Annotated in this window: 20 protein-coding genes; 14 read left to right on the top strand and 6 right to left on the bottom strand. The window is 45.2% G+C overall.

All coding sequences use genetic code 11. From position 1 onward, the window contains the following. Positions 1 to 87: 87 nt before the first annotated feature. The 13 genes from BMX05_RS08570 to htpX all read left to right on the top strand — a co-directional run bounded on the left by BMX05_RS08570 (position 88) and on the right by htpX (position 14,970). Positions 88 to 717 (top strand): pseudouridine synthase, encoded by a 630-nt coding sequence (locus BMX05_RS08570; protein ID WP_093310245.1) that lies wholly within the window; start codon positions 88 to 90, stop codon positions 715 to 717. Between the two features lie 43 nt (positions 718 to 760). After that, a complete protein-coding gene (locus tag BMX05_RS08565) occupies positions 761 to 1,228 on the top strand; it encodes an NUDIX hydrolase (RefSeq protein WP_093310242.1) in 468 nt (155 codons plus the stop codon). A 56-nt stretch (positions 1,229 to 1,284) separates the two neighbouring features. Beyond that, complete coding sequence (gene mnmA / locus BMX05_RS08560) at positions 1,285 to 2,397, top strand: tRNA 2-thiouridine(34) synthase MnmA (protein WP_093310237.1); 1,113 nt, start codon at positions 1,285 to 1,287, stop codon at positions 2,395 to 2,397. A 35-nt stretch (positions 2,398 to 2,432) separates the two neighbouring features. After that, on the top strand, positions 2,433 to 3,062 hold the full coding sequence (gene hflD, locus BMX05_RS08555) for a high frequency lysogenization protein HflD (RefSeq protein WP_177166849.1): 630 nt from the start codon (positions 2,433 to 2,435) through the stop codon (positions 3,060 to 3,062). Between the two features lie 67 nt (positions 3,063 to 3,129). After that, the gene (gene purB, locus BMX05_RS08550; protein WP_093310229.1) at positions 3,130 to 4,506 is read left to right on the top strand and encodes an adenylosuccinate lyase; all 1,377 of its coding nucleotides are present in this window, start codon (positions 3,130 to 3,132) and stop codon (positions 4,504 to 4,506) included. A gap of 89 nt (positions 4,507 to 4,595) precedes the next feature. Then, positions 4,596 to 5,789 carry a cupin domain-containing protein gene (locus BMX05_RS08545; protein ID WP_093310224.1) on the top strand — a complete coding sequence of 398 codons (1,194 nt, stop codon included), beginning with the start codon at positions 4,596 to 4,598 and terminating at the stop codon, positions 5,787 to 5,789. A 15-nt stretch (positions 5,790 to 5,804) separates the two neighbouring features. Beyond that, a complete protein-coding gene (locus BMX05_RS08540) occupies positions 5,805 to 6,770 on the top strand; it encodes a GNAT family N-acetyltransferase (RefSeq protein WP_177166848.1) in 966 nt (321 codons plus the stop codon). Positions 6,771 to 7,104: 334 nt separating this feature from the next. Next, complete coding sequence (gene aceA, locus BMX05_RS08535; protein ID WP_093310217.1) at positions 7,105 to 8,433, top strand: isocitrate lyase; 1,329 nt, start codon at positions 7,105 to 7,107, stop codon at positions 8,431 to 8,433. Between the two features lie 204 nt (positions 8,434 to 8,637). Then, complete coding sequence (gene cobA, locus BMX05_RS08530) at positions 8,638 to 9,495, top strand: uroporphyrinogen-III C-methyltransferase (protein ID WP_093310213.1); 858 nt, start codon at positions 8,638 to 8,640, stop codon at positions 9,493 to 9,495. Positions 9,496 to 9,621: 126 nt separating this feature from the next. Next, on the top strand, positions 9,622 to 11,250 hold the full coding sequence (locus BMX05_RS08525; RefSeq protein ID WP_093310209.1) for a methyl-accepting chemotaxis protein: 1,629 nt from the start codon (positions 9,622 to 9,624) through the stop codon (positions 11,248 to 11,250). A gap of 128 nt (positions 11,251 to 11,378) precedes the next feature. Beyond that, on the top strand, positions 11,379 to 12,563 hold the full coding sequence (locus BMX05_RS08520; RefSeq protein WP_093310205.1) for a GGDEF domain-containing protein: 1,185 nt from the start codon (positions 11,379 to 11,381) through the stop codon (positions 12,561 to 12,563). 175 nt (positions 12,564 to 12,738) lie between these two features. Continuing rightward, positions 12,739 to 13,953, top strand: a complete 1,215-nt coding sequence (locus BMX05_RS08515; protein WP_093310200.1) for a pyridoxal phosphate-dependent aminotransferase — start codon at positions 12,739 to 12,741, stop codon at positions 13,951 to 13,953. Between the two features lie 96 nt (positions 13,954 to 14,049). Beyond that, positions 14,050 to 14,970 carry a protease HtpX gene (gene htpX, locus BMX05_RS08510; RefSeq protein WP_093310197.1) on the top strand — a complete coding sequence of 307 codons (921 nt, stop codon included), beginning with the start codon at positions 14,050 to 14,052 and terminating at the stop codon, positions 14,968 to 14,970. A gap of 43 nt (positions 14,971 to 15,013) precedes the next feature. Here the strand turns inward: htpX and BMX05_RS08505 are convergent, their stop codons facing one another. From BMX05_RS08505 to BMX05_RS08480, 6 genes are all read right to left on the bottom strand, one after another. Continuing rightward, complete coding sequence (locus BMX05_RS08505; RefSeq protein ID WP_093310193.1) at positions 15,014 to 16,696, bottom strand: ABC transporter permease; 1,683 nt, start codon at positions 16,694 to 16,696, stop codon at positions 15,014 to 15,016. A 105-nt stretch (positions 16,697 to 16,801) separates the two neighbouring features. Next, positions 16,802 to 17,824: a Fe(3+) ABC transporter substrate-binding protein gene (locus BMX05_RS08500; protein WP_093310188.1), complete on the bottom strand. Its 1,023-nt coding sequence runs from the start codon at positions 17,822 to 17,824 to the stop codon at positions 16,802 to 16,804. 173 nt (positions 17,825 to 17,997) lie between these two features. Next, positions 17,998 to 18,891: a helix-turn-helix domain-containing protein gene (locus BMX05_RS08495; protein ID WP_093310184.1), complete on the bottom strand. Its 894-nt coding sequence runs from the start codon at positions 18,889 to 18,891 to the stop codon at positions 17,998 to 18,000. A 101-nt stretch (positions 18,892 to 18,992) separates the two neighbouring features. Beyond that, positions 18,993 to 19,217 (bottom strand): hypothetical protein, encoded by a 225-nt coding sequence (locus BMX05_RS08490; protein ID WP_093310179.1) that lies wholly within the window; start codon positions 19,215 to 19,217, stop codon positions 18,993 to 18,995. Between the two features lie 167 nt (positions 19,218 to 19,384). Further along, positions 19,385 to 20,257 (bottom strand): polyphosphate kinase 2, encoded by an 873-nt coding sequence (gene ppk2 / locus BMX05_RS08485; RefSeq protein ID WP_093310176.1) that lies wholly within the window; start codon positions 20,255 to 20,257, stop codon positions 19,385 to 19,387. A 198-nt stretch (positions 20,258 to 20,455) separates the two neighbouring features. After that, positions 20,456 to 21,145: an arylesterase gene (locus BMX05_RS08480; protein ID WP_245710612.1), complete on the bottom strand. Its 690-nt coding sequence runs from the start codon at positions 21,143 to 21,145 to the stop codon at positions 20,456 to 20,458. 63 nt (positions 21,146 to 21,208) lie between these two features. Between BMX05_RS08480 and BMX05_RS08475 the strand changes: the two genes are divergently transcribed. Next, the gene (locus tag BMX05_RS08475) at positions 21,209 to 21,934 is read left to right on the top strand and encodes an ABC transporter ATP-binding protein (protein ID WP_093310173.1); all 726 of its coding nucleotides are present in this window, start codon (positions 21,209 to 21,211) and stop codon (positions 21,932 to 21,934) included. Positions 21,935 to 21,944 lie beyond the last annotated feature (10 nt).

The raw sequence follows: 21,944 nt of genomic DNA, 5'->3' as shown, positions 1-21,944 counted from the left end.
GTAGCTACTTCCGTTAAAATCACAACTTAATGACAATATCCTCGCGCTTTAGTTGATTAAGCGCGCGTGAACACTTGGATACGCCTTATGAGCACCCTGTACCTTTTTTACAAACCTTATCAAGTTCTTTCACAATTTAGTGACGATAAAGGACGTACCACCCTTGCAGATTATATTAAGGTACCCAATATTTATCCTGCAGGTCGCCTTGATTATGATTCTGAAGGCTTGCTCTTGCTCACTGATGAAGGCGCTTTACAAGCAAGAATTACTGAGCCTAAATACAAGCTACCCAAAACCTACTGGGTACAAGTTGAAGGGCAAATCACAGATGAAGCATTAGAAAAACTGCGCAAAGGTGTCGAGCTTAACGATGGTATGACACGACCTGCGAAAGCCGCACATTTTCAAGCACCAGCTTGGTTACCTGAACGCCCTGAAGCAGTACAGCCTCGCCCTGGTTTAGGTACAAGTTGGATTGAACTGACTTTATTAGAAGGGCGCAATCGGCAAGTAAGACGCATGACAGCTACCGTAGGTTTTCCGACCTTGCGTCTTGTGCGTTATGCCATAGGGACTTGGACATTGGATTTTATCAAAGTCGGTCGCTACCGCACCACAGAAGTACATATGCCGGTCGCGACCGCCTCCGTCGTGCGTAAACCCTCAACAAAAAACCCAACAGCCAAAACTCAAACACGCAAAAAATCGTCGTAGAGACAAATATTTTTCATTTATCTACAATAGGATACTCTTGCCTATGCGTTGGAAGCCCAATACGACCGTTGCCACTTTGGTTTATGATCAAGAGCGCTTTTTACTGATTGAAGAATGGGTACAAGGTAAGCTCAAACTCAACCAACCTGCTGGCCATTTAGAAGCCGACGAAAGTTTATTCACAGGCGCCAAACGCGAAACCTTAGAAGAAAGTGGTTGGCAAGTGCGTTTAACACAATATTTAGGCTTGTATGTCAATCAAGCCCAGATTCAAGATCAGCAAATCATCTATCATAGACACTGCTTTATTGCCGTGCCTGAGCAACACTTTCCTGAACGCGAACTAGATACAGGCATTGTTGCAGCACATTGGCTGACATGGGATGAGATTCAAGCCGCTGAGCGCGCAGGGCGTTTACGCTCACCTATGGTGCTGGCCTGCTGTCGTGATTTTCTTGCTGGCCGACATTATCCCTTAGAAATCATCCAGGATTTCCGTGGCCTTGCCTAAGCACAGCATCCACGTTTTATTGTTCACTTATGTTCTACAAGTCAGGATAAGCCCTCATGCAGGATACGGCCCTTACGCCCCCGCCAGCACAAACTTCCGTGATCGTCGGCATGTCTGGCGGCGTCGATTCCTCAGTCACTGCGTATTTACTCCAGCAGCAAGGGTATCAAGTCTCTGGTTTATTTATGAAAAACTGGGAAGAAGACGACGGTACCGAATATTGCACCGCCAAAGCAGATTTGGCCGATGCACAAGCAGTGTGTGACAAGTTAGGCATTCATCTACATACCGCTAACTTTGCTGCTGAGTATTGGGATAATGTGTTTGAGTACTTCCTTGCTGAATATGCTGCAGGGCGTACCCCTAACCCAGATATTTTATGTAACCGTGAAATCAAATTTAAGGTCTTTATGCAATATGCCCAAATTTTGGGCGCAGATTTTATTGCCACTGGACATTATGCACGCCGTGGCTGGGATGGCGAACGCGCCGCTTTATACAAGGGCAAAGATACACAAAAAGATCAAAGTTATTTTTTACATGCCGTCACCTCAGAGGCACTGGCCAAAAGCCTTTTTCCGCTTGGTGAACTCACGAAACCAGAAGTGCGCAAAATTGCTACTGAACTTGGCTTAGTGACCGCACGTAAAAAAGACTCGACTGGGATTTGTTTTATTGGTGAGCGCCGTTTCCGTGATTTCCTCAAACGCTACCTGCCTGCACAAACAGGAGAAATTCAAACACCTGAAGGGGATGTGATTGGGCAGCATCAAGGTCTGATGTATTACACTCTAGGTCAGCGCCAAGGTTTAGGGATTGGGGGGTTGGCCAAATACCCCGAAGCGCCTTGGTTTGTTGCTGGTAAAGATCTCGAACGCAATGTGTTAATCGCAGTACAAGGCGAACACCCCTTGTTATACAGCCAAGCCTTGGTGACAGAAGCGTTCCATTGGATCAGTCGTAAACCAGCCACAGATACTTTCACGTGTACAGCCAAGGTAAGATACCGCCAGCAAGAACAAGTTTGCCACGTCGAGCCGTTAGACGAAGGGCGCTACCGCATCCAATTTGCACAAGCACAACGTGCTGTGACCCCTGGGCAATTTGTTGTTCTATACCAAGATGATTTATGCCTAGGCGGTGCAGTGATCGAACATACCTTCAATTAATGGCTTGCCGTTTTAGATTAAAGAGAACTGCCTTTATGAGTCTTTCAGATTATCCCTACGAGGTTCGCCAAACTTTGGCACTTGCTGGTGTTTTTCAAGCGGCAGTGCAAGTGCATTCACTTGCTACGCGTGGTTTGCTGGATCAAGCACCTTTTGCTATCAGCATTGAAAGCATTCTTGTCACTAGCCCCGAACGTACTTTAGATATCTACGGTGGCCAGCTTGAACACTTACAAGTCGGTGCGCGTCAACTGAAAGAGTTTATGCAACGTGATGCCCGCGCTCATCCTGCGGTACTGCGTTATGCAATGTCGATTTTGGTCTTGCAACATAAGCTGATGAAACAACCACAAATGTTGGAAGCCATTGGCCAACGTTTAGAGAACATGAAACATCAAGTGCAGCATTTTGGTAGCACAGATCCCCAAGTCATTCATAACCTGTCGACCTTGTATCAGGATACTTTGAGTCATTTAAGCTTTCGTATTCAAGTCCAAGGCGAGCCAGAAGTTTTAAAGCAAAATATCAATGCTGACAAGGTACGCGCCTTACTTTTGGCAGGTGTACGCTCGGCCATGTTATGGCGTCAATCAGGCGGCAAACGCTGGCGTTTATTGTTCGGGCGCAAAAAGATCCTCAAGGATTTGCAGCAACTTGGCTTCTGAGTCTCGGCTTTTTTAGGTATCATGCTAGGCTTTGATTTTTGATTTTTCTTAGGGTGAGTATTTAGGCATGTCGTTATCATCTCTCACAGCAATTTCGCCAATTGATGGCCGTTATGGCAGCAAAACCGCCGCTTTGCGCAAACACTTTTCTGAATTTGGTTTGATTCGTCGCCGCGTAGAGGTTGAAATTCGCTGGTTGCAACAACTTGCTGCTCATCCCGGTATTGCCGAGGTGCCTGCGCTTTCAGACCAAGCCAACCAGACGCTCAATCAGCTAGTAGAAAACTTTGATGAAGCCGATGCACAAGGCATTAAAGCGATCGAAGCCACCACCAACCATGATGTAAAAGCGGTGGAATATTACATTAAAGAGCATCTTGCCCCCGTGGCTGAGCTGGCTGCAATCAATGAGTTTGTCCACTTTGCTTGTACGAGTGAAGATATTAACAACCTTTCTCACGCATTGATGCTCAAAGGCGGGTTAGAAGAAGTCATTCTTCCCGAAATGCGCCGCGTTATTGAAGCGATACAAGCCCTTGCGCTAGCCCATGCAGACCAACCCATGCTTTCACGGACCCACGGACAAACAGCCAGCCCTACAACTTTGGGCAAAGAAATGGCCAATGTAGTCTACCGTTTACAACGTCAACTACAACAAGTGGAAGCCGTGCCTCTATTAGGGAAAATCAATGGCGCAGTCGGCAATTACAATGCTCACCTGAGCGCCTATCCTGAAGTGGATTGGCAAGCCAATGCACAAGCCTTTGTTGAATCCTTAGGCTTAGCTTGGAATCCTTACACCACCCAAATCGAGCCACATGATTATATTGCTGAGCTTTTTGATGCTATCGCACGCTTTAATACCATCTTGATTGATTTTGATCGTGATGTTTGGGGTTATATTTCACTGGGTTACTTTAAGCAACGCACAGTCGAAGGCGAAGTGGGTTCTTCCACCATGCCGCATAAAGTTAATCCGATTGATTTTGAAAATTCCGAGGGTAATCTCGGGATTGCCAATGCGATTTTCCAGCATTTAGCAAGCAAGCTACCTATTTCACGCTGGCAGCGTGATTTAACCGATTCCACCGTATTACGCAATTTAGGCGTAGGATTAGGCCATAGCCTGATTGCTTATCAAGCCAGCCTCAAAGGGATTAGCAAACTAGAAACTAATGCCGCACGTCTGCACGAAGATTTAGATACCAGCTGGGAAGTACTGGCAGAACCCATTCAAACTGTGATGCGCCGTTATGGTATTGAGCAACCTTATGAGAAGCTAAAAGCCCTCACCCGTGGTAAGACCATTAATCAAGCCTCACTGGCTGAGTTTATTGATACGCTTGACTTACCTGCAGGTGTTAAAACTGAGCTCAAAGCACTGACACCGGCCGCTTATCTAGGTAATGCGGCACAACAAACGTTAGCTTTGCAGGCAGATTAATCCACTAGCTTGCAGATTTTGATGAAATGAAGGCTCTTAGTGACTTGCTAGGAGCCTTCATTGTTTTCTAAAAATGATAGGAAATAATCATGTTGCCTCTGACTACCGCCTTATTAGGGGATATGAGTCGCGAAACCTTTCTGCGCGATTATTGGCAGAAAAAGCCGCTTTTGATCCGCCAAGCGATTGCAAATTTTCAATCCCCACTGAGCAAAGAAGAAGTCGCTGGCCTTGCAATGGAAAAGATGGTGGAATCTCGCTTAGTTTTGGGCACACAAGCTCAGCAAGATTGGCAAGTACAACACGGGCCTTTCGACGAGCACACCTTTGCCCAACTGCCTGCAAAAAATTGGACGTTATTAGTCCAAGCCGTGGATCATTATGTCCCTGAAGTCGCCGCACTTTTGGACGCATTTGATTTTATCCCGCGTTGGCGTCTCGACGACATCATGATCAGTTACGCCGTCCAAGGCGGTAGTGTCGGCCCCCATCTTGATTATTACGACGTATTTTTATTACAAGCTGCAGGTAGCAGACGCTGGCAACTTGGGGAGTTTTGTAGTCAAACTACGCCCATTTTAGCCGATGCACCTTTGCGAATTTTACAAGATTTTACGCCTGTTGATGGCCAAGATTGGGTGCTTCATCCAGGAGATCTTTTATATCTGCCCCCTGCACTGGCACATTATGGCCTTGCTTTAGATGATGAATGCATGACTTGGTCAGTTGGTTTTCGCGCGCCCAGTGCAGAGGAAAGCCTATCTGGTTGGATTGACTATATCGCCCCCCAACTCAGTGAAGATCTCAGGTATACAGATCCAGATCTCAACTTGCCACAACATCCAGCGCAAATAGATGATCAAGCCATCACAAGAATGCGTACCTTATTAACCCAAGCCTTACACTCAGATGAGCAGACGTTACGCACCTGGTTTGGCCTGACGATGACCCAAACCAAATACGCTGATCAGCTGATCCCTGCAGAAACACCACTAACCACTGTGGATGTAGAGGCATATTTACAACAAGGAGGCGCTTTTATTTTGGCAGAGGGGAGCCGTCTTGCTTGGGTGCCACCGACTTCAACCACTGACGGACAGATTTTTGTGGATGGACACGTCTTTGCTTATCCTAGGTTCTTACAAACTTGGATCGAAAGTATCAGCCGTCCACCGGTGCAAATCGAGAATTTGCCGATAGATAACTCAGCACTCACGGCGGCTATCGCCTTACTGAGGGATTGGTATAATCAAGGTAGTATCCTTGCAGCCGACGAATTTTAACCTTAGGGGGGCATGATGGCGCAGGTCAAAGTAGTCGCAGGGACTTGGTCACAATATCAAAAGTACTGTACCGCTATTCGGCACCAAGTCTTTGTCCAAGAACAAAAAGTACCACCTGAGTTAGAGCTTGATGCGCTCGACCCACACTGTGAGCACTATTTGTTACTGGTCAATCAAAAGCCTGTCGGTACCGCACGTATCAGCAAAGAGGGCAAGCTAGGACGCCTTGCTTTGCTCAAGCCTGTTCGTGGACATGGCTTAGGACGCAAACTAATGCAATTTATTGTTGCACGCGCCCGCCAACGCGGCTGGCCAAAAATTACTTTAGCCGCACAAACCACAAGCTTAGGCTTTTATCAGCAACTGGGTTTTGGCATCGCTAGTGAAACCTATATCGATGCGGGTCTCCCCCATCAAGATATGGTGATGACACTCGCAGCTCAAGATCAACAAGCACCAGAGCAAATTTCGGTAGCTTACTTACAAACTTACTTGGAACAAGATCGCAGCGGGCAATGGATTGTGCATGGGCGCCAAGAAATGCAAATTGCTTGGCACGCTTTAACCCAAGCTGCCAAGCAAAAAATTAAAATCTATGCGCCTGAACTGTATCTGGCTTGGTTTGACGATGAGGTGATGAGCCAGTTTACTCGTGTATGTCGTGCACATAAGTATAATCAAATCCAGATTTTAGTGAGTCAAACACGCTCTTTAACACAAAGAACCAACAAACTCGTACGCTTACAACAGCGTTTGTCTTCTGGATTGCAAATTCAACAAACCCACCCAAGTTATCGCCCACAACGTGAGGCTTATTTATTAGTTGATGACACCCATGTCTTGTACCTAGCAGATACAGATGCGCATAAGGCGACCTTAGAAATTGGGCGTTCACGTCTTGCACTTGCGAAAGCCGCCGAGTTTAAAAGCTACTGGGAACGCGCACAGCAAATTAAAGAACTACAAAAAACGGGTTTGTAGTTAATTTACAACCTTGATTTTGTTGAAATTTTTATTTGCCAAACCCTCACCTTTTAGGGCATAGTTAGCACGCAATCACGGGCTAACACCCGTTTGAATTTTTTCACTGGTTAAGCTTATGCGTCCAAAGTCGCTTAGACCAAATACTAATTTGACAGCGGCGCTTAATCATCGCAGTATCAAAAAACGCAATTTACGCTGCATTGCAGCACTGGATATGCAGATGCGGCACCATCTGTGTATCGAGTTAAAGTGTTTTTGAAGTTTATTGAGTTTTTATTCCTTGTCAGTCGCTTAGGCTGCAAGACCTTTACCTAAATGTGAGGTTGTTATCATGGCACTGAGTCGCGCAGAACAGATCGCTGCTATCGAGAAAGATTGGGCTGAGAATCCACGTTGGAAAGGCGTTAAGCGTACTTACACAGCAGAAGATGTTGTACGTCTACGTGGTTCTGTACAGCCTGAGCACACTCTCGCTAAGCGTGGTGCGGAGAAACTCTGGAACCTAGTGACTGAAGGTGCTAAGCCTGCATTCCGTCCTGAAAAAGACTTCGTAAATGCGATGGGCGCCTTGACTGGTGGTCAAGCTGTACAGCAAGTAAAAGCTGGTATCCAAGCAATTTATCTTTCTGGTTGGCAGGTCGCTGCAGATAACAACAGCTACATGTCTATGTACCCAGATCAGTCTCTCTATCCTGTAGACTCTGTTCCTGCTGTCGTTAAGCGTATCAACAATTCTTTCCGTCGTGCTGACCAAATCCAATGGAAAGCCGGTAGCAACCCTGGCGATGCAGGTTACATTGATTACTTCGCGCCTATCGTTGCTGATGCGGAAGCCGGTTTCGGTGGCGTTTTGAACGCTTACGAACTGATGAAATCCATGATCGAAGCCGGCGCTGCGGGCGTTCACTTCGAAGACCAGTTAGCTTCTGTGAAGAAGTGTGGTCACATGGGTGGTAAAGTTTTAGTACCTACTCAAGAAGCTGTACAAAAGCTCGTTGCTGCACGTTTAGCAGCTGACGTTGCTGGCACGCCAACTATTTTATTGGCCCGTACTGACGCTAACGCCGCTGATCTTCTCACTAGCGACTGCGACGAATACGATCGTCCTTTCGTGACTGGTGAGCGTACTGCCGAAGGTTTCTACCGTGTTAATGCAGGTATCGACCAAGCGATTTCACGTGGTCTCGCTTATGCGCCTTATGCTGACTTGCTCTGGTGTGAAACTGCAACACCTTGCCTAGACGAAGCGAAGAAATTTGCCGAAGCTATCAAGAAAGAATACCCAGATCAGTTGCTTTCTTACAACTGCTCACCTTCTTTCAACTGGAAGAAGAACCTAGACGACAGCACAATTGCTAAGTTCCAACGTGAACTGTCTGCCATGGGTTACAAGTTCCAATTCATCACTTTGGCCGGTATCCACAATATGTGGTACAACATGTTCGAACTTGCACATGCCTATGCTCGTGAAGACATGAAAGCGTATGTTGAAATGGTTCAAGAACCTGAGTTTGCTGCGCGTGATAAGGGTTACACTTTCGTTGCTCACCAACAAGAAGTGGGTACTGGTTACTTCGACGATATGACTACAGTGATTCAAGGTGGCACCTCTTCTGTGACTGCTTTGACTGGTTCTACTGAAGAAGATCAGTTCCACTAAGCACAACGAATAAGCACAGTGCACCAAGCTGTGATTTGTAACAAAACCGCCTCACAAGGGCGGTTTTTTTATTGTTCTACAAGGGAGTTAGACAAATTACTTTTTTTCATATAACTAAGGATTGTTAGCCAAAAACAGAGAGTTTATATATAAAAGCGGCATAAAAAATTTATTTTATATTCCATAAATTTAAATAGGTGTCGCATGTCTTTTACCAAGCTTACTTTTTCTCCCAGTTCCCCGCAAGCTGGTAAGGTTTATTTGATCGGTGCAGGCCCTGGTGATCCTGATCTGATCACAGTCAAAGGCCTTAAATTGCTGCAACAAGCGGATATCGTACTCTATGATCGCCTCGTTGCACCTGAATTGCTGCAAGAGGCTCCAGCACACGCAAAAAAATTCTACGTTGGTAAAGCACGTTCCCAACATAGTGTGCCACAAGCAGAAATTAATGAGTTTTTGGTTAAGTTTGCCCGTCAAGGTTTGCGTGTCGTACGTTTAAAAGGTGGTGATTCTTTTATTTTTGGTCGCGGCGGTGAAGAATTAGAACGCCTTGCGCAAGCGGGCATCAGCTTTGAGGTGGTTCCTGGTGTCACTGCAGCTAGCGGCTGTGCGACCTATGCAGGTATTCCTCTAACCCATAGAGATCATGCGCAATCCGTGCGTTTTGTGACCGGCCACTTAAAAGAAGGGCATTGCAACCTTCCTTGGCAGCAACTTGCGCAAGAAAAACAAACGCTTGTCTTTTATATGGGATTAGGTGCTTTACCTCATATCAGTCGCGAGTTAGTTCATGCTGGCCTGCCCGCCAATACGCCTATCGCTTTAATTGAACAAGGCACTACTCGCCAACAACAAACCCTGATCGCTACCTTAGAGACCATTGTTGCTGCTGTAGAGGCACGTCCCCAACCTATCTGTCCACCCACATTAATTATTGTAGGAAATGTGGTGCATCTAGCCCACAAATTAGCTTGGTTTGATCCTCAACACGCACAAGGCACTGGTTTTAGTGAAGGTAAACACCCTAGTTCAAATTTATCTATTGCACAAGGTGCTTAATCCACCAAGGTATAAGACCTCACCAAACGAATACAGGGTATGCTAGGCCTCTTTAGTCTTTAGGGCCAGCTAGGATGCTGAGCTGTCACTTGATCGACCTTAAATAGCCCTCTATGGGAGATTTTTATGTTAAAGCGTCCCTCTTTATTCGCGTTGGCTGTTAGCATTCAGCTTGTGATGCTGCTGATCTTATGGATGATGGAAACACCCACAGCTGGCTTGATCGCTTTCTTGTGCGCAGCAGGTATAACACTTGGGGCCATGTGGAAGCTGGTGGCATTACCTTCTGAGTGGATTCACCTACAAAACGTATACGCACAAAAAAGTGAGGATCATCTTAAAGCCTATCGAGAAGCTAGCCTAGCCACCTACCCTATTGCGCAAGATTATTTACAGCTTAAACGCATGGCTTATCAGTTGAATCACAGTGCTGATAAAACAGCTATTGCGACAGCCGAAGTATCTCATCATGCAGACTTATTAGAAAAATCGCTCAAGCAGCAGGAAACCAGTACAGGGATTCTTGTATCAAGCATGCAATCGATTAGCCAAGCTATTGCAGGTATTTCTGATAGTGCACAAGGCGTTACAGAAATCGCTGAACAAGCACGCCAAAGTAGCCATCAAGGGCATACGGCATTATTAGAAGTCACCACGAGTATGCATCAATTAAGCCAAAATTCTGCAGGTTTACTGACTGTTGTGGATGAATTACGTGCCCGTTCAGGCAATATCCAAGAAGTGACCTCTGTGATTGAAGAAATCGCCGAACAAACCAATCTACTGGCATTAAACGCTGCGATTGAAGCCGCACGCGCTGGTGAATATGGGCGTGGATTTGCGGTAGTCGCAGATGAGGTACGTCAGTTAGCCTCACGTACTAGTCAATCTACTCGTCAAGTGGAACATCTCGTCCAAGACATTCAGCAAAGTACGCATCAAGTTATTACTCACATCCAAACCTTAATGCAGGATATTCAACAACAAACGCAAGCCATAGATAGTGTGAGCCAGCGTTTAACGGCCATGAACACCAACTTTGATACGGTAGAATCACAAATCCAAGCCATCGCCCAAGGTATTCACAATACATACGGACATATAGAATCTATCGCAGAGGCCAGCACATCCTTACGGCAAGAAGCCCAGCAAGGAACGCAAGATATGCACTCTTTGGCCAATCAGGCCAGTCAATTAATGCAACAAGCAGAAAAAATTAGTGCCGTATTAGCACAACAAAATTTAAGTGGGCGCCACCAAATCATTTTTGAACAAGCTCAAGCAGCGGCTAAAGCCATTAGTCATCGTTTTGAATCTGCCATTACACAAGGTGAGTTGAGCTTAGAAGCTTTATTTCAATCTCAGTATCAAAAAATTGAGCATACAGATCCCCCCAAATACCACACAAGTTATGACGCTTTCACTGATCGTATGTTACCAGAAATTCAGGAACCGATTTTGCAACAACTCACCCAAGTCAGTTATGCCATTTTATGCGATCAAAAAGGTTATGTGCCTACACATAACCGTCATGTGAGCCGTGCACCTACAGGAGATTATCAGCAAGATTTAAAATACAGCCGCAGCAAGCGTATTTTTGATGATAGAACTGGCAAACGCTGTGGTAGCCATACCCATACCTTATTGCTGCAAACTTACAAAAGGGATACAGGTGAAATCATGCATGATTTATCTGTCCCTGTGTATATTCAAGGACGTCATTGGGGTGGTTTTCGTATCGGTTATCTCCCGTAGAAAATGTCTAATTGCATTCTTTACCACTACTAAAACTTGATTTACATCAATAAATAGCCTTTATGCTATGCTAGGATCAAGCCCCCAAGGCCTGTATTGGCTTTTTTGTTTTTTCAGGAGATGAAGGCGTGCAGCATACCGAGCAGGCATCTGAATCCAAGCAGGCGACGGAGCGCCGCCGCTATCCTTTTGCAGGTGTCCCACAAGGAATGTTTCATCGTATCCGTTCGATGAACTTATTTGACACCCTGACGAACCAGCATCATTCCCATGACTTTAATAGTGCCCGTAGTGAATATATTCGCTCGCGGATTATCATCCTATGTACCTTATTTACTTTATTTGCACCTTTATGGATTCCCATTGATTATCTTATTTTTCCAGAAGAGCAAATTAGTATTGTCGTAGGTGGGCGCTTATTATTAACGCTCGTACTCCTTGGCACTTTATATTTAAGCCATAAAAGCCGCGGTAACTTAAAGTTAACCCTGATCGCATTAAAACTTTTAGTGTTATCCCCTGCGATCTTTTACTTAGGTATCATGGCATTAGTAGAACAAGAGGCAAGCCAACTGATAGGTTATAGCTTTATCCCCTTCTTGCTTATGGCTTTTTTAAGTGTATTCCCGCTTACCTCGATGGAATCAATTAGCATAGGTATTCCGCTGATTGCGATTATGATTTTAGCAGACTGGTTTCAAGGTAATTTATTTACCCCAGTAGGATTTCATGATTTATGGCAAATTAGTGTATTAATGATTATTGCGATTTGGGCAAATCAATCGCAACTTCATATGTTATTACGTCTTTACCGACAAGCAACCCATGATCCACTCACAGGCTTATTAAACCGTGGGGTTTTAATGGAACGCTTACATACACTCAGTAAAGAAAGCCAAAATGCCAAAAAGCCACTTCCTATTTCTATTATGATTATGGATTTAGATCGATTTAAACGGATTAATGATACACACGGACATTTAATTGGTGATCAAGTCTTAAAAACTTTCGCAAAAATTTTACACGCTGAATTACGTACCACAGACGTGGTAGCACGTTATGGTGGCGAGGAATTTGTTGTTGTCCTTCCGGGGACACCTAAAGAAGATGCGGTACAAGTCGCCGAACGCATTCGTGTTCATTGCGAGCAATGCTGGGTTTCTAACCTTAATAACGAGCCTGTCCCCTTTACTACCAGCATAGGCGTTGGTGAAGTCAACTTACAGGAGTCCATCGAAAGTGCTTTGCAACGCATAGACAATCGCCTGTATGAGGCAAAAAATAAAGGCCGAAATTGTGTTGTAGGCACTTAATTTAGTGCTTTTTTTCTCGACTTTTGCCACTTTTTTGCATCCATCCTGAGTTTATCCTGTACAGGATGGATGCCCCTCGTTATGATCATCCCTTGCATTCGCCTATGCCCCGCCCAACTGATGACCCCTAGAAATATCCTAGGTTGACTGATGATCTATTTATTTAGGACAGGATATGTACACGGTACGTAAATCGCACAAACTGAGTAATGTTTGCTATGACATTCGTGGTCCTGTGCTTCAAGAAGCCAAACGCTTAGAGGAAGAAGGCCACCGTATTTTAAAGCTAAATATTGGCAACCCAGCGCCTTTTGGTTTTGAAGCACCTGAAGAAATCTTGCAAGATGTGATGCGCAACCTGCACCAAGCGCAAGGCTACAGTGATTCTAAAGGGCTTTATTCGGCGCGTAAGGCGGTAATGCAAGAATGTCAAACCAAAGGCATTGACGGTGTAGGCGTTGAAGATATTATTTTAGGCAATGGTGTCAGTGAACTGATCGTCATGGCTATGCAGGCTTTATTAAATGATGCTGATGAAGTCCTGATTCCTGCGCCAGATTATCCTTTATGGACCGCAGCGACTCGCCTAGCAGGCGGTAAAGCCGTGCATTATATTTGTGATGAGCAGAGCGATTGGTATCCAGATCTTGAGGATATGCGCCGCAAAATTACCGAGCGTACGCGCGGTATTGTCTTAATTAATCCTAACAATCCAACCGGCGCAGTGTATCCGTTAGAGATCCTCGAAGGGATTATTCAACTTGCACGCGAGCATCAATTAGTCGTTTTCGCTGATGAAATTTACGACAAAATTTTATATGAAGATGCCGAACATACTTCGATCGCAAGCCTAGCAGATGATTTGCTTTTTTGTACCTTTAATGGCTTATCGAAAAGTTATCGGGTTGCCGGCTTCCGTTCTGGGTGGCTGATTTTATCTGGTGCTAAAAATCATGCGCATGATTTTATTGAAGGATTGAATATGTTGGCCTCCATGCGTCTGTGTGCCAATGTTCCTGCACAACATGCGGTTCAAACTGCCTTAGGTGGCTATCAAAGTATCCAAGATTTGATTCTCCCCGGTGGACGTTTGCTTGCTCAACGCGACCGAGCTTATGAATTAATCACACAAATTCCGGGAATTTCTTGCGTCAAACCCAAAGGCGCTTTATATATGTTCCCGCGTCTTGATCCTAAAGTCTTTAATATTCAAGACGATGAAAAAATGGTCTTAGACCTCCTTTTGCAAGAAAAAATGCTGATCGTACAAGGCACTGCCTTTAATTGGCCACATACTGACCATTTCCGTTTGGTCACCTTGCCTTATGTGGATCAATTAGAAGATGCGATTGCACGTCTAGCGCGTTTTTTCAGCAAATATCGCCAGTAAACTTTTATCTCGCCTCTTTATCTAAGCTGAGTGCCTTTTGGCATTTGCCTCGAAAGGGGCGTTTTTATTTATCCTCTTTTATAGGATCTTGTGACTATGATGCGTATTTTGCTCTTTATAGCCACTAACTTAGCGGTCATTCTTGTCGCTAGCATTACCCTATCGCTGTTAGGGGTCGATGGCTATGTCAGTAGTGCAGGCCTAGACCTGACAAACTTACTGATTTTCTGTTTTGTTTTTGGCATGTTGGGCTCTGGGATTTCCCTGCTGATGTCTAAGCCAATGGCCAAATGGAGCACGGGCACAGAAATTATTGAGCAACCCAACAATGCTCAAGAACAATGGTTAGTGGAAACCGTTGCAGATTTATCTAAAAAAGCCGGCATTGGTATGCCAGAAGTTGGCATCTTCCCCTCTTATCAATCAAATGCCTTTGCAACCGGCTGGAACAAAAATAGCGCCTTGGTTGCCGTTTCTAGTGCTCTGCTAGAAAACATGAATGAGGAGGAAGTGCGTGCGGTCATCGGCCACGAAATCGGCCACATTGCCAATGGCGATATGGTCACTTTGACTTTGATCCAAGGCGTGGTAAATACTTTTGTGATGTTCTTTGCACGGATTATCGCTTACGGTGTCTCCCAATTATTCTCTAGTGATGAGGAAGAAGGTGAAGGCGAAAGCGGTGAAGGCTTCGCATCGAGCATTGCTTTTTTTGTCACCACTTTAATTGCGGAAATTATTCTTGGTATTCTAGCTTCCACGATCGTTATGTGGTTTAGCCGCCGCCGTGAATATCGTGCAGATGAAGCAGGCGCGCAACTTGTCAGCAAAGCCGCGATGATCAGTGCCTTGCAACGCCTACAAGCTGAACATGAGATGGCAGACCAAATGCCTGCAACCATGACCGCTTTCGGTATTAATAAGGGTTCAAGTCAGCGTAGCTTGATCGAAATCTTATTTTCTAGCCACCCACCGATTGAAGAGCGTATCCAAGCATTGCGCAGTTCATCACTGTAAAAACTTCATTTGATCTCAGGGCGTCTTGCGGCGCCCTGATGTTTTAAGTACGTCTTTGTCCTACAATCGCACGGCTAATTAAAATCACCGGTAAAATCCCCACCAGTACAATCACTAAAGCAGCCAGTGCAGATTCTTCCAGCAGTTCATCAGAAGCATATTGATACACATGGGTTGCCAAAGTATCGAATCCAAAAGGACGTAAAATTAAAGTGGCGGGTAGCTCTTTCATACAGTCAACAAAAACGACCAAACCTGCAGTTAATAGGCCTGGACGAATTAAAGGCAAGTGGACACGCCACAATACTTCCTTCGGTTGACAACCCAAAGAGCGTGCTGCCATATCCATACTCGGTGTTACTTTCGCAAGACTCGAATCCAAACTCCCAATGGCTACAGCAAGAAAACGCACTAAATAAGCAAAAATCAGCGTAACTAGCGTGCCACTTAATACAAGACCTGTGCTAATACCAAAGCTAGCTTGCATCCAAGCATCCAATGCATGATCGAAACGTGAAAAAGGAATCATCACACCCACAGCTAACACCGCACCTGGCATAGCATAGCCCAAGCCGGCACAACGTACGCCAACTTGCAATGCAGGGTGAGGTACCAAACGTTTTCCATACGCAAGCAAAACGCCGAGCACTAAAGCTAAAATCGCTGCCAAGCTAGAAAGATAAAAGCTATTCCATGCATGGCTAAAGAAGGTGGGGGTCCAAGAGACATCAAAATAAACCCAAGCATGGCGTGCCAACAAAGCAAAAGGAATTAAAAACCCTAGGGTCAGTGGCAAGGTACACAAAAGGCTGGCCCACATTGCCTTGCTACCTTGTAAAGGAATGCGTGCACTTGCACGAAAGCCATCCTGACGGGAAAACATTTTTTGCTTACGCCGAGCAAAATTTTCTAGTCCCATTAAGGTCAGTACAAATACCAGCATCACTACAGCAATTTGCGCTGCACCTGATAGATTGCCCATATTCAGCCAGACATCATACAAGCCAGCGGTCAGAGTACGCACTGCAAAATAATCAACTGTGCCAAAATCGTTTAAAGTTTCCATTAAAACCAAAGCCAAACCTACTGCAATTGCAGGACGGGCAATCGGTAAAGAAATACGCCAAAAACTTCCCCATGCAGAACAGCCTAATAAGCGGCTCGCATCTCGTAAGCTAGGCGATTGCTCTAAAAAAGCAGCACGTGCCAACATAAACACATAGGGATAAAGCACCAGAGTGAGCATGGCAATTGCACCACCGAGACTACGAATTGGCGGAAACCAATAATCATGTGGCGATTGCCAAGCGAACACAGTGCGCAAATAAGTCTGTACACTGCCTGCATACTCTAATAAATCTGTGTAAACATATGCTATGACATACGCTGGCATCGCAAAAGGCAGTAATAGCGCCCATTCAAAAATACGACGCCCTGGAAATTCATACAGACTCGTTAGCCAAGCTGTACTTACACCAATGCAGGCACTGAGCAAACCAACACCGAGCATCAGCATCAAGGTTGTACTGATATAGTGTCCAAGAACAGTTTCCCACAAGTGCGGCCAAATATTTTCATCTTGTGGCCATAGCGCTAAACCAAAGACCGCTAAGATGGGTAAAAGTACCAGCAGTGCGATGACCCAAGCACTCACTCCCCAGTGGATATGCATTTTGGCTTGTATTCCTAAACGAAAATACGCTTTAAGCCCTAGCGTCTGTGCCATTCCACCTCCCGTTAAAACTGATTCCCCTTGGACACAAACACCCAAGCCTGTTGCCAAGCTTGGGTGTACAAGTCGAGATGAGTATAAAAGCCTTACCTGTAGACTTTAGTGATTAAACTCAACTTTGTTGACTAATTGTGCCGCTGCTTTACGTTGTGCTGCAATTTCATGTAATGGCAAAGTATCGGCTTTAAATTCGCCCCAAGAAGCGACTAATTCAGAAGCAGGCACATCAGCTTTTACAGGTGTTTCATAGTTCACTTCGGCATACATGCCTTGCGCCTTTGTATCACTTAAAAAGCGCATCAACTGTAAGGCCGCTTCTTTATGAGGTGCGCCTAGTGTCATGCCCACACCACTGATATTCATGTGGGTCCCTCGATCTTGCTGATTGGGATACACCAGGTTCACTGCTTGTGCCCAAGCTTGTTGCTCAGGGTTTTCTAACATTTTGCCGTAGTAGTAACTGTTGCCAATGGCAAGATCGCATACCCCTTCTTTAATTGCTTTCACTTGCGCTCTATCATTGCCTTGGGGTTTTTGTGCCAGATTAGATTTAAGTGCACTTAACCACGCCTTGGCATCCTCTTCGCCATGATGCGCAATCATAGAAGCAATCAAGGCAATGTTATAAGGGTGATCACCTTTACGTGTACAAATCCGACCTTGCCATTTAGGATCAGCTAAATCTTCATAGCTTTGCACTTCACCTTCAGGTACACGTTCCTTCGAAGCATAAATTACTCGAGCGCGTGTTGTCAGTGCAAACCAACGGCCTTCTGGATCTCGTAGATGTGCAGGGATATGTTCCTCTAAAACCTCATCTTGCACTGGCTGCAGCACACCTTTTTCCATGGCTTCTTCAAGGTGGCCAATATCTGTCGTCAATAATAAATCTGCCGGCGTATGTTTGCCTTCTTGCTCTAAACGCTCAATCAAGCCTGCTTTAGCAAACACCACATTCACTTTCACACCTGTTTGCTTGGTAAATTCAGCAAACAAGGGTTCAACTAAAAAAGCTTGGCGATAGCTATATACATTGACTTCATCTTGTGCCAGCACATAGCTCGTGCTGAAAAGGCTAGAAGCTGCAAGCAAGCTGGTGGCTAATAACGAAGGCTTCAACATAAGTGTCTATATCCTATCAAGTCAGCGAAAACAAGGATTGATACCCAACCCAAACAGTAAATGAGAACGCTTAATATTTAAATATTAATAAGGCGCAAATGCAACTGGTTTTCACTCGACATTAGACTAAAGCAAAGCAGATCAGCCCCATACCTAGCCACCAACAAGCTCACTCACAGACGTGTGTATTGCGTACGATAGCGCGCTGGTGAAATACCAAAATACTGACTAAAGGCCTTCGTCAAAGCACTTTGATGAGCAAAACCAAACTCATGCGCCACCTGGCTTAAAGGACGATCACAGCTTGTCAATACTTGAGCGATTTGGGTTAAACGTCTTTGATTGATATAGGTTTGTGCAGGTATTCCCACTTGCTCACGAAAACGATATTGAAATTGACTCAAACTCAGACACATCAGCCCAGCCAGCTCACTCACTTGGATTCTGCGGTCTAAATGTGCATCAATATAATCATCAATATGCGCTAGATTTAAGCGCTTTCCGGTACGTATCCATGCTTGTTGCATCCCCAAATGCTGATTTAACGCACAAATCAGGGTATGACCACAAGCTTGATGCAAACGTGTATCCTGTGGATAAGCAGAAATTTGCCGCGTTAGGGCACGCAATAGCCAGAGTAAATCTGGGGGACAATCAAAATAATGCGCTTTTGCAAATAAGCGTTCGACCGCTTCCAGCATCGCCGCTTCTTGCTGGGTACTGAGATTCACCACCAAAATATGATTTTGTCCCCACCCTTGAAAAACATGCTCGGTCGAGGCAGGTAAAATACAGCCAGCCCCTAAAGTCACAGGGCGTCGATGACCGGCTAAATCAAATTCTGTACTGCCTTCTAAGCCGAACACCAACTGGTGATACGCGTGATCATGGCGCAAGGCATGCTCCGGCAAGCTCAGCATTTGGGTATGTTGATCACCCGTGAAACTACTTGTACCTGTGAAACTACCTGTCAAAGTACTTGCCGGCGTAGGCGCTAAGGATAAAGAGGCTGCGGAGGAGCTTTTGCAAGAAGAGGAAGTCTTGCAGAATAAGTGATTGGCGTACATATGGCTTTCCCAAAAAAAGGACTATCCCTAGCCACAAATGTCTAAGGATAGCCCAGTTTTTATCATCGGCCTATGCGTTCAATACAAGAAATGTCCGCAAGTTAGGCTTGATGTTGCTCAAATTTACGTAAATCTGCTGCTAAAGTATCGGCTTTTTTCGCAGCCTCTTCTAAAGCGCTCATCACTGCACTAGAAATTGCTGATTCAATCAACAACTCAAGCTCTTCCAAATGTTTTGCGCCTATATGTTGATCTGCGCTTGCACTAATTTTATTACGGAAAGTTTCTACCACATGATGCGCATGTTCTGCATGACAGCTTTTCATCGTTTATCCCTCGCAATCAATAACTGTGTTGATAGCTACAGCACAAGCGCCTGCTTAGCAACTGACACTTGTGTTGATTCCTTGCTATAGGCATTTGCCTTTCGAGCGGGCATTTACACTCAGTATAAAAGCACTTCACCACAAACACCTTGATCTAGGTAGATCTATTAGATATCTGGGTTATTAAGAATTTCACCTGCAGTTGCCACAATCAAAGGATCCGGCTCACCAATAGTTTCTATATCCTTATTTTCATAAGGAATCGCTGATAAAATCACTCGCATCGCATTTAAACGTGCACGCTTTTTATCATCCGACTTAATCACAGTCCAAGGTGTTTGTGGCTTATGCGTATGGAAGAACATGGCTTCTTTTGCCTGAGTGTAATCATCCCACTTATCTAAAGACGCCATATCAATCGGGGAAAGTTTCCATTGCTTCAACGGGTCTTCACGACGCCCTTGGAAACGGCGGAACTGTTCTTCACGCGAGACAGAGAACCAAAACTTAAATAAGCGTAACCCACTTTCTGCCAACATTTGCTCAAGCACAGGCGCTTGATGCAAAAATTGCACATATTCTTCTTGTGAGCAAAATCCCATCACACGTTCTACGCCGGCGCGGTTGTACCAAGAACGGTCGAAAAGAACAATCTCACCACTGGTGGGCAGGTTTTGAATATAACGCTGGAAATACCATTGACCGCGCTCGCTTTCGCTTGGCTTTTCCAAAGCCACCACGCGCGCACCCCGTGGATTGAGGTGTTCCATAAAACGTTTGATGGTACCGCCTTTACCGGCTGCATCACGACCTTCAAATAAAATCACCAAACGCTCGCCTTTTTCTTTCATCCAGCGTTGCATTTTGAGCAATTCAATTTGCAGCTTTTGCTTTTCGGCTTCGTATTCACGACGTCCCATTTTGCGTTGGTAAGGGAACTGGTTTTGGCGGAATTGCGGTTCTGGCTCTTGGTTCGTTTCTTGCTTTTGGGCGTGATCTTCAGCAGTTAGTTCAGCAAAGTTGGGCGTTTCTGTAGTCATAACTCTTCCTTATTATTGCGAGTCGTTAAGCAGGCTGGCCACTGACTTGAGTCCTTAAGGCAAGCAAAGTGCTTTTTTATGCTACACAAGTCTGTCTTCTTTTGATGACATCTTATTGATCTTGCAGCATGAAACCTCGCGGTTTGCATCCTGTCCTTGTAGATGGCAAAAACAAAATAACAACTCTTTGCCCCACTACTAAGGTAACAACATGTGTAGGTGTGGCCAGATATTGTCCAAAATCTTAGGTTGTGCGTCCTGCGTGGGATGGATCCCATCTTCTTGCATCAAGCCGGATTCAGGTTGGTCTGCAATCCCTGCCAAAATAAAAGGGATTACAGGTACATCATACTGATTGGCTAGCTCGGGGTAAATATTTGCAAACTTTTGTGTGTAGATTTCACCATAATTCGGCGGCAAATAAATGCCTAACAACATGGCCTGTGCCCCAGCTTCCTGTGTAAGCTGCAAAATCTGCGCCAAATTATTACGAATAGCCACCGGTGGTAAGCCACGCAAGCCATCATTCCCACCCAGCTCCACCAGAACCAATACAGGACGGTGCTGTCGCAACAATGCGGGTAGACGCACAAGTCCACCACCTGTAGTTTCACCACTGATGCTCGCATTGACCACCTGGTGTGCATAACCAAACTCTTGTAAATGCGTTTGCAATAAAGCGACCCAACCTGATTCAGGTGCTATCCCATAAGCGGCACTTAGGCTGTCTCCCAACACTAAAATATTACCCTCCTGTGGTAGGGATTCCGGCGTCGAGGCAACACTACAAGAGTAGGTGTAAGCCAGAATCATCAGAGGGAGACCAAAATAAAGGATCCATTGACGCCACCAAGGGTGATTACGCTGCTTTGCTATGGGTTTTTGCATACTCGATTTCCCAAATTATTTTTCATCAATACACTGGTCTTCAATTTATTAAGGATAGGTCTTATGTCATCGACTGCCTCTGACACAGTACCAAACGCTACAGAAATCACATCTTCACCTTTATTAGTCGCTGAAAATATCAGCCGTTTTATTCGTTTAAGCCCAGATGCTGAGCCTTTATGTTTATTAGAGCAAGTGTCCTTAGAAGTTGCCAAAGGAGAAACTTTAGCGTTAGTAGGTGCTTCCGGCGCAGGTAAATCGACCTTACTCGGTTTACTTGCAGGTTTAGATACCCCAGATGCAGGGGAAATTCGCCTTGCAGGACAAGCTTTTAGCCAAGCAAATGAAGATACACGCGCTCAACTGCGCGCACACTATATGAGCTTTGTTTTTCAATCTTTTCAGCTTTTGCCAGAGTTGACCGCATTGGAGAATGTACAGCTTCCGCTGGAAGTCAGTGGACAAGCAGGTGCGCAAGAAGTTGCCCAACATTGGTTAGCTCAAGTGGGTTTACAAGCCCGTATGCACCATCGACCACATCAACTTTCTGGTGGTGAACAACAAAGGGTGGCCATTGCACGCGCTTTTGTGACGCATCCACAAATTCTTTTTGCTGATGAGCCAACGGGAAGCCTGGATGCCGCCACAGGACGGCAAATTATTGATTTACTCTTTCAGCTCAATCAAGAAGCACATACCACCTTGGTTTTAGTCACCCATGACAGCAAGTTAGCCCAAGAATGCCAACGTAGAATCAAGTTAGAAGCTGGGCGTATTGTGCCCGAATAGAGAGGTTGCC

This window comes from Allopseudospirillum japonicum, assembly GCF_900108915.1.
Lineage (GTDB): Bacteria > Pseudomonadota > Gammaproteobacteria > Pseudomonadales > Halomonadaceae > Pseudospirillum > Pseudospirillum japonicum.
This window is presented reverse-complemented; position numbering and strand designations above follow the sequence as displayed.

Coding starts and splice junctions, on each gene's coding strand:
- aceA (WP_093310217.1), top strand. CDS start 7,105: ATGGCACTGAGTCGCGCAGAACAGATCGCTGCTATCGAGAAAGATTGG.
- BMX05_RS08475 (WP_093310173.1), top strand. CDS start 21,209: ATGTCATCGACTGCCTCTGACACAGTACCAAACGCTACAGAAATCACA.
- cobA (WP_093310213.1), top strand. CDS start 8,638: ATGTCTTTTACCAAGCTTACTTTTTCTCCCAGTTCCCCGCAAGCTGGT.
- BMX05_RS08525 (WP_093310209.1), top strand. CDS start 9,622: ATGTTAAAGCGTCCCTCTTTATTCGCGTTGGCTGTTAGCATTCAGCTT.
- BMX05_RS08570 (WP_093310245.1), top strand. CDS start 88: ATGAGCACCCTGTACCTTTTTTACAAACCTTATCAAGTTCTTTCACAA.
- purB (WP_093310229.1), top strand. CDS start 3,130: ATGTCGTTATCATCTCTCACAGCAATTTCGCCAATTGATGGCCGTTAT.
- mnmA (WP_093310237.1), top strand. CDS start 1,285: ATGCAGGATACGGCCCTTACGCCCCCGCCAGCACAAACTTCCGTGATC.
- BMX05_RS08505 (WP_093310193.1), bottom strand. CDS start 16,696: ATGGCACAGACGCTAGGGCTTAAAGCGTATTTTCGTTTAGGAATACAA.
- BMX05_RS08540 (WP_177166848.1), top strand. CDS start 5,805: ATGGCGCAGGTCAAAGTAGTCGCAGGGACTTGGTCACAATATCAAAAG.
- BMX05_RS08480 (WP_245710612.1), bottom strand. CDS start 21,145: ATGCAAAAACCCATAGCAAAGCAGCGTAATCACCCTTGGTGGCGTCAA.
- hflD (WP_177166849.1), top strand. CDS start 2,433: ATGAGTCTTTCAGATTATCCCTACGAGGTTCGCCAAACTTTGGCACTT.
- BMX05_RS08500 (WP_093310188.1), bottom strand. CDS start 17,824: ATGTTGAAGCCTTCGTTATTAGCCACCAGCTTGCTTGCAGCTTCTAGC.
- BMX05_RS08515 (WP_093310200.1), top strand. CDS start 12,739: ATGTACACGGTACGTAAATCGCACAAACTGAGTAATGTTTGCTATGAC.
- BMX05_RS08565 (WP_093310242.1), top strand. CDS start 761: ATGCGTTGGAAGCCCAATACGACCGTTGCCACTTTGGTTTATGATCAA.
- BMX05_RS08545 (WP_093310224.1), top strand. CDS start 4,596: ATGTTGCCTCTGACTACCGCCTTATTAGGGGATATGAGTCGCGAAACC.
- htpX (WP_093310197.1), top strand. CDS start 14,050: ATGATGCGTATTTTGCTCTTTATAGCCACTAACTTAGCGGTCATTCTT.
- BMX05_RS08495 (WP_093310184.1), bottom strand. CDS start 18,891: ATGTACGCCAATCACTTATTCTGCAAGACTTCCTCTTCTTGCAAAAGC.
- ppk2 (WP_093310176.1), bottom strand. CDS start 20,257: ATGACTACAGAAACGCCCAACTTTGCTGAACTAACTGCTGAAGATCAC.
- BMX05_RS08490 (WP_093310179.1), bottom strand. CDS start 19,217: ATGAAAAGCTGTCATGCAGAACATGCGCATCATGTGGTAGAAACTTTC.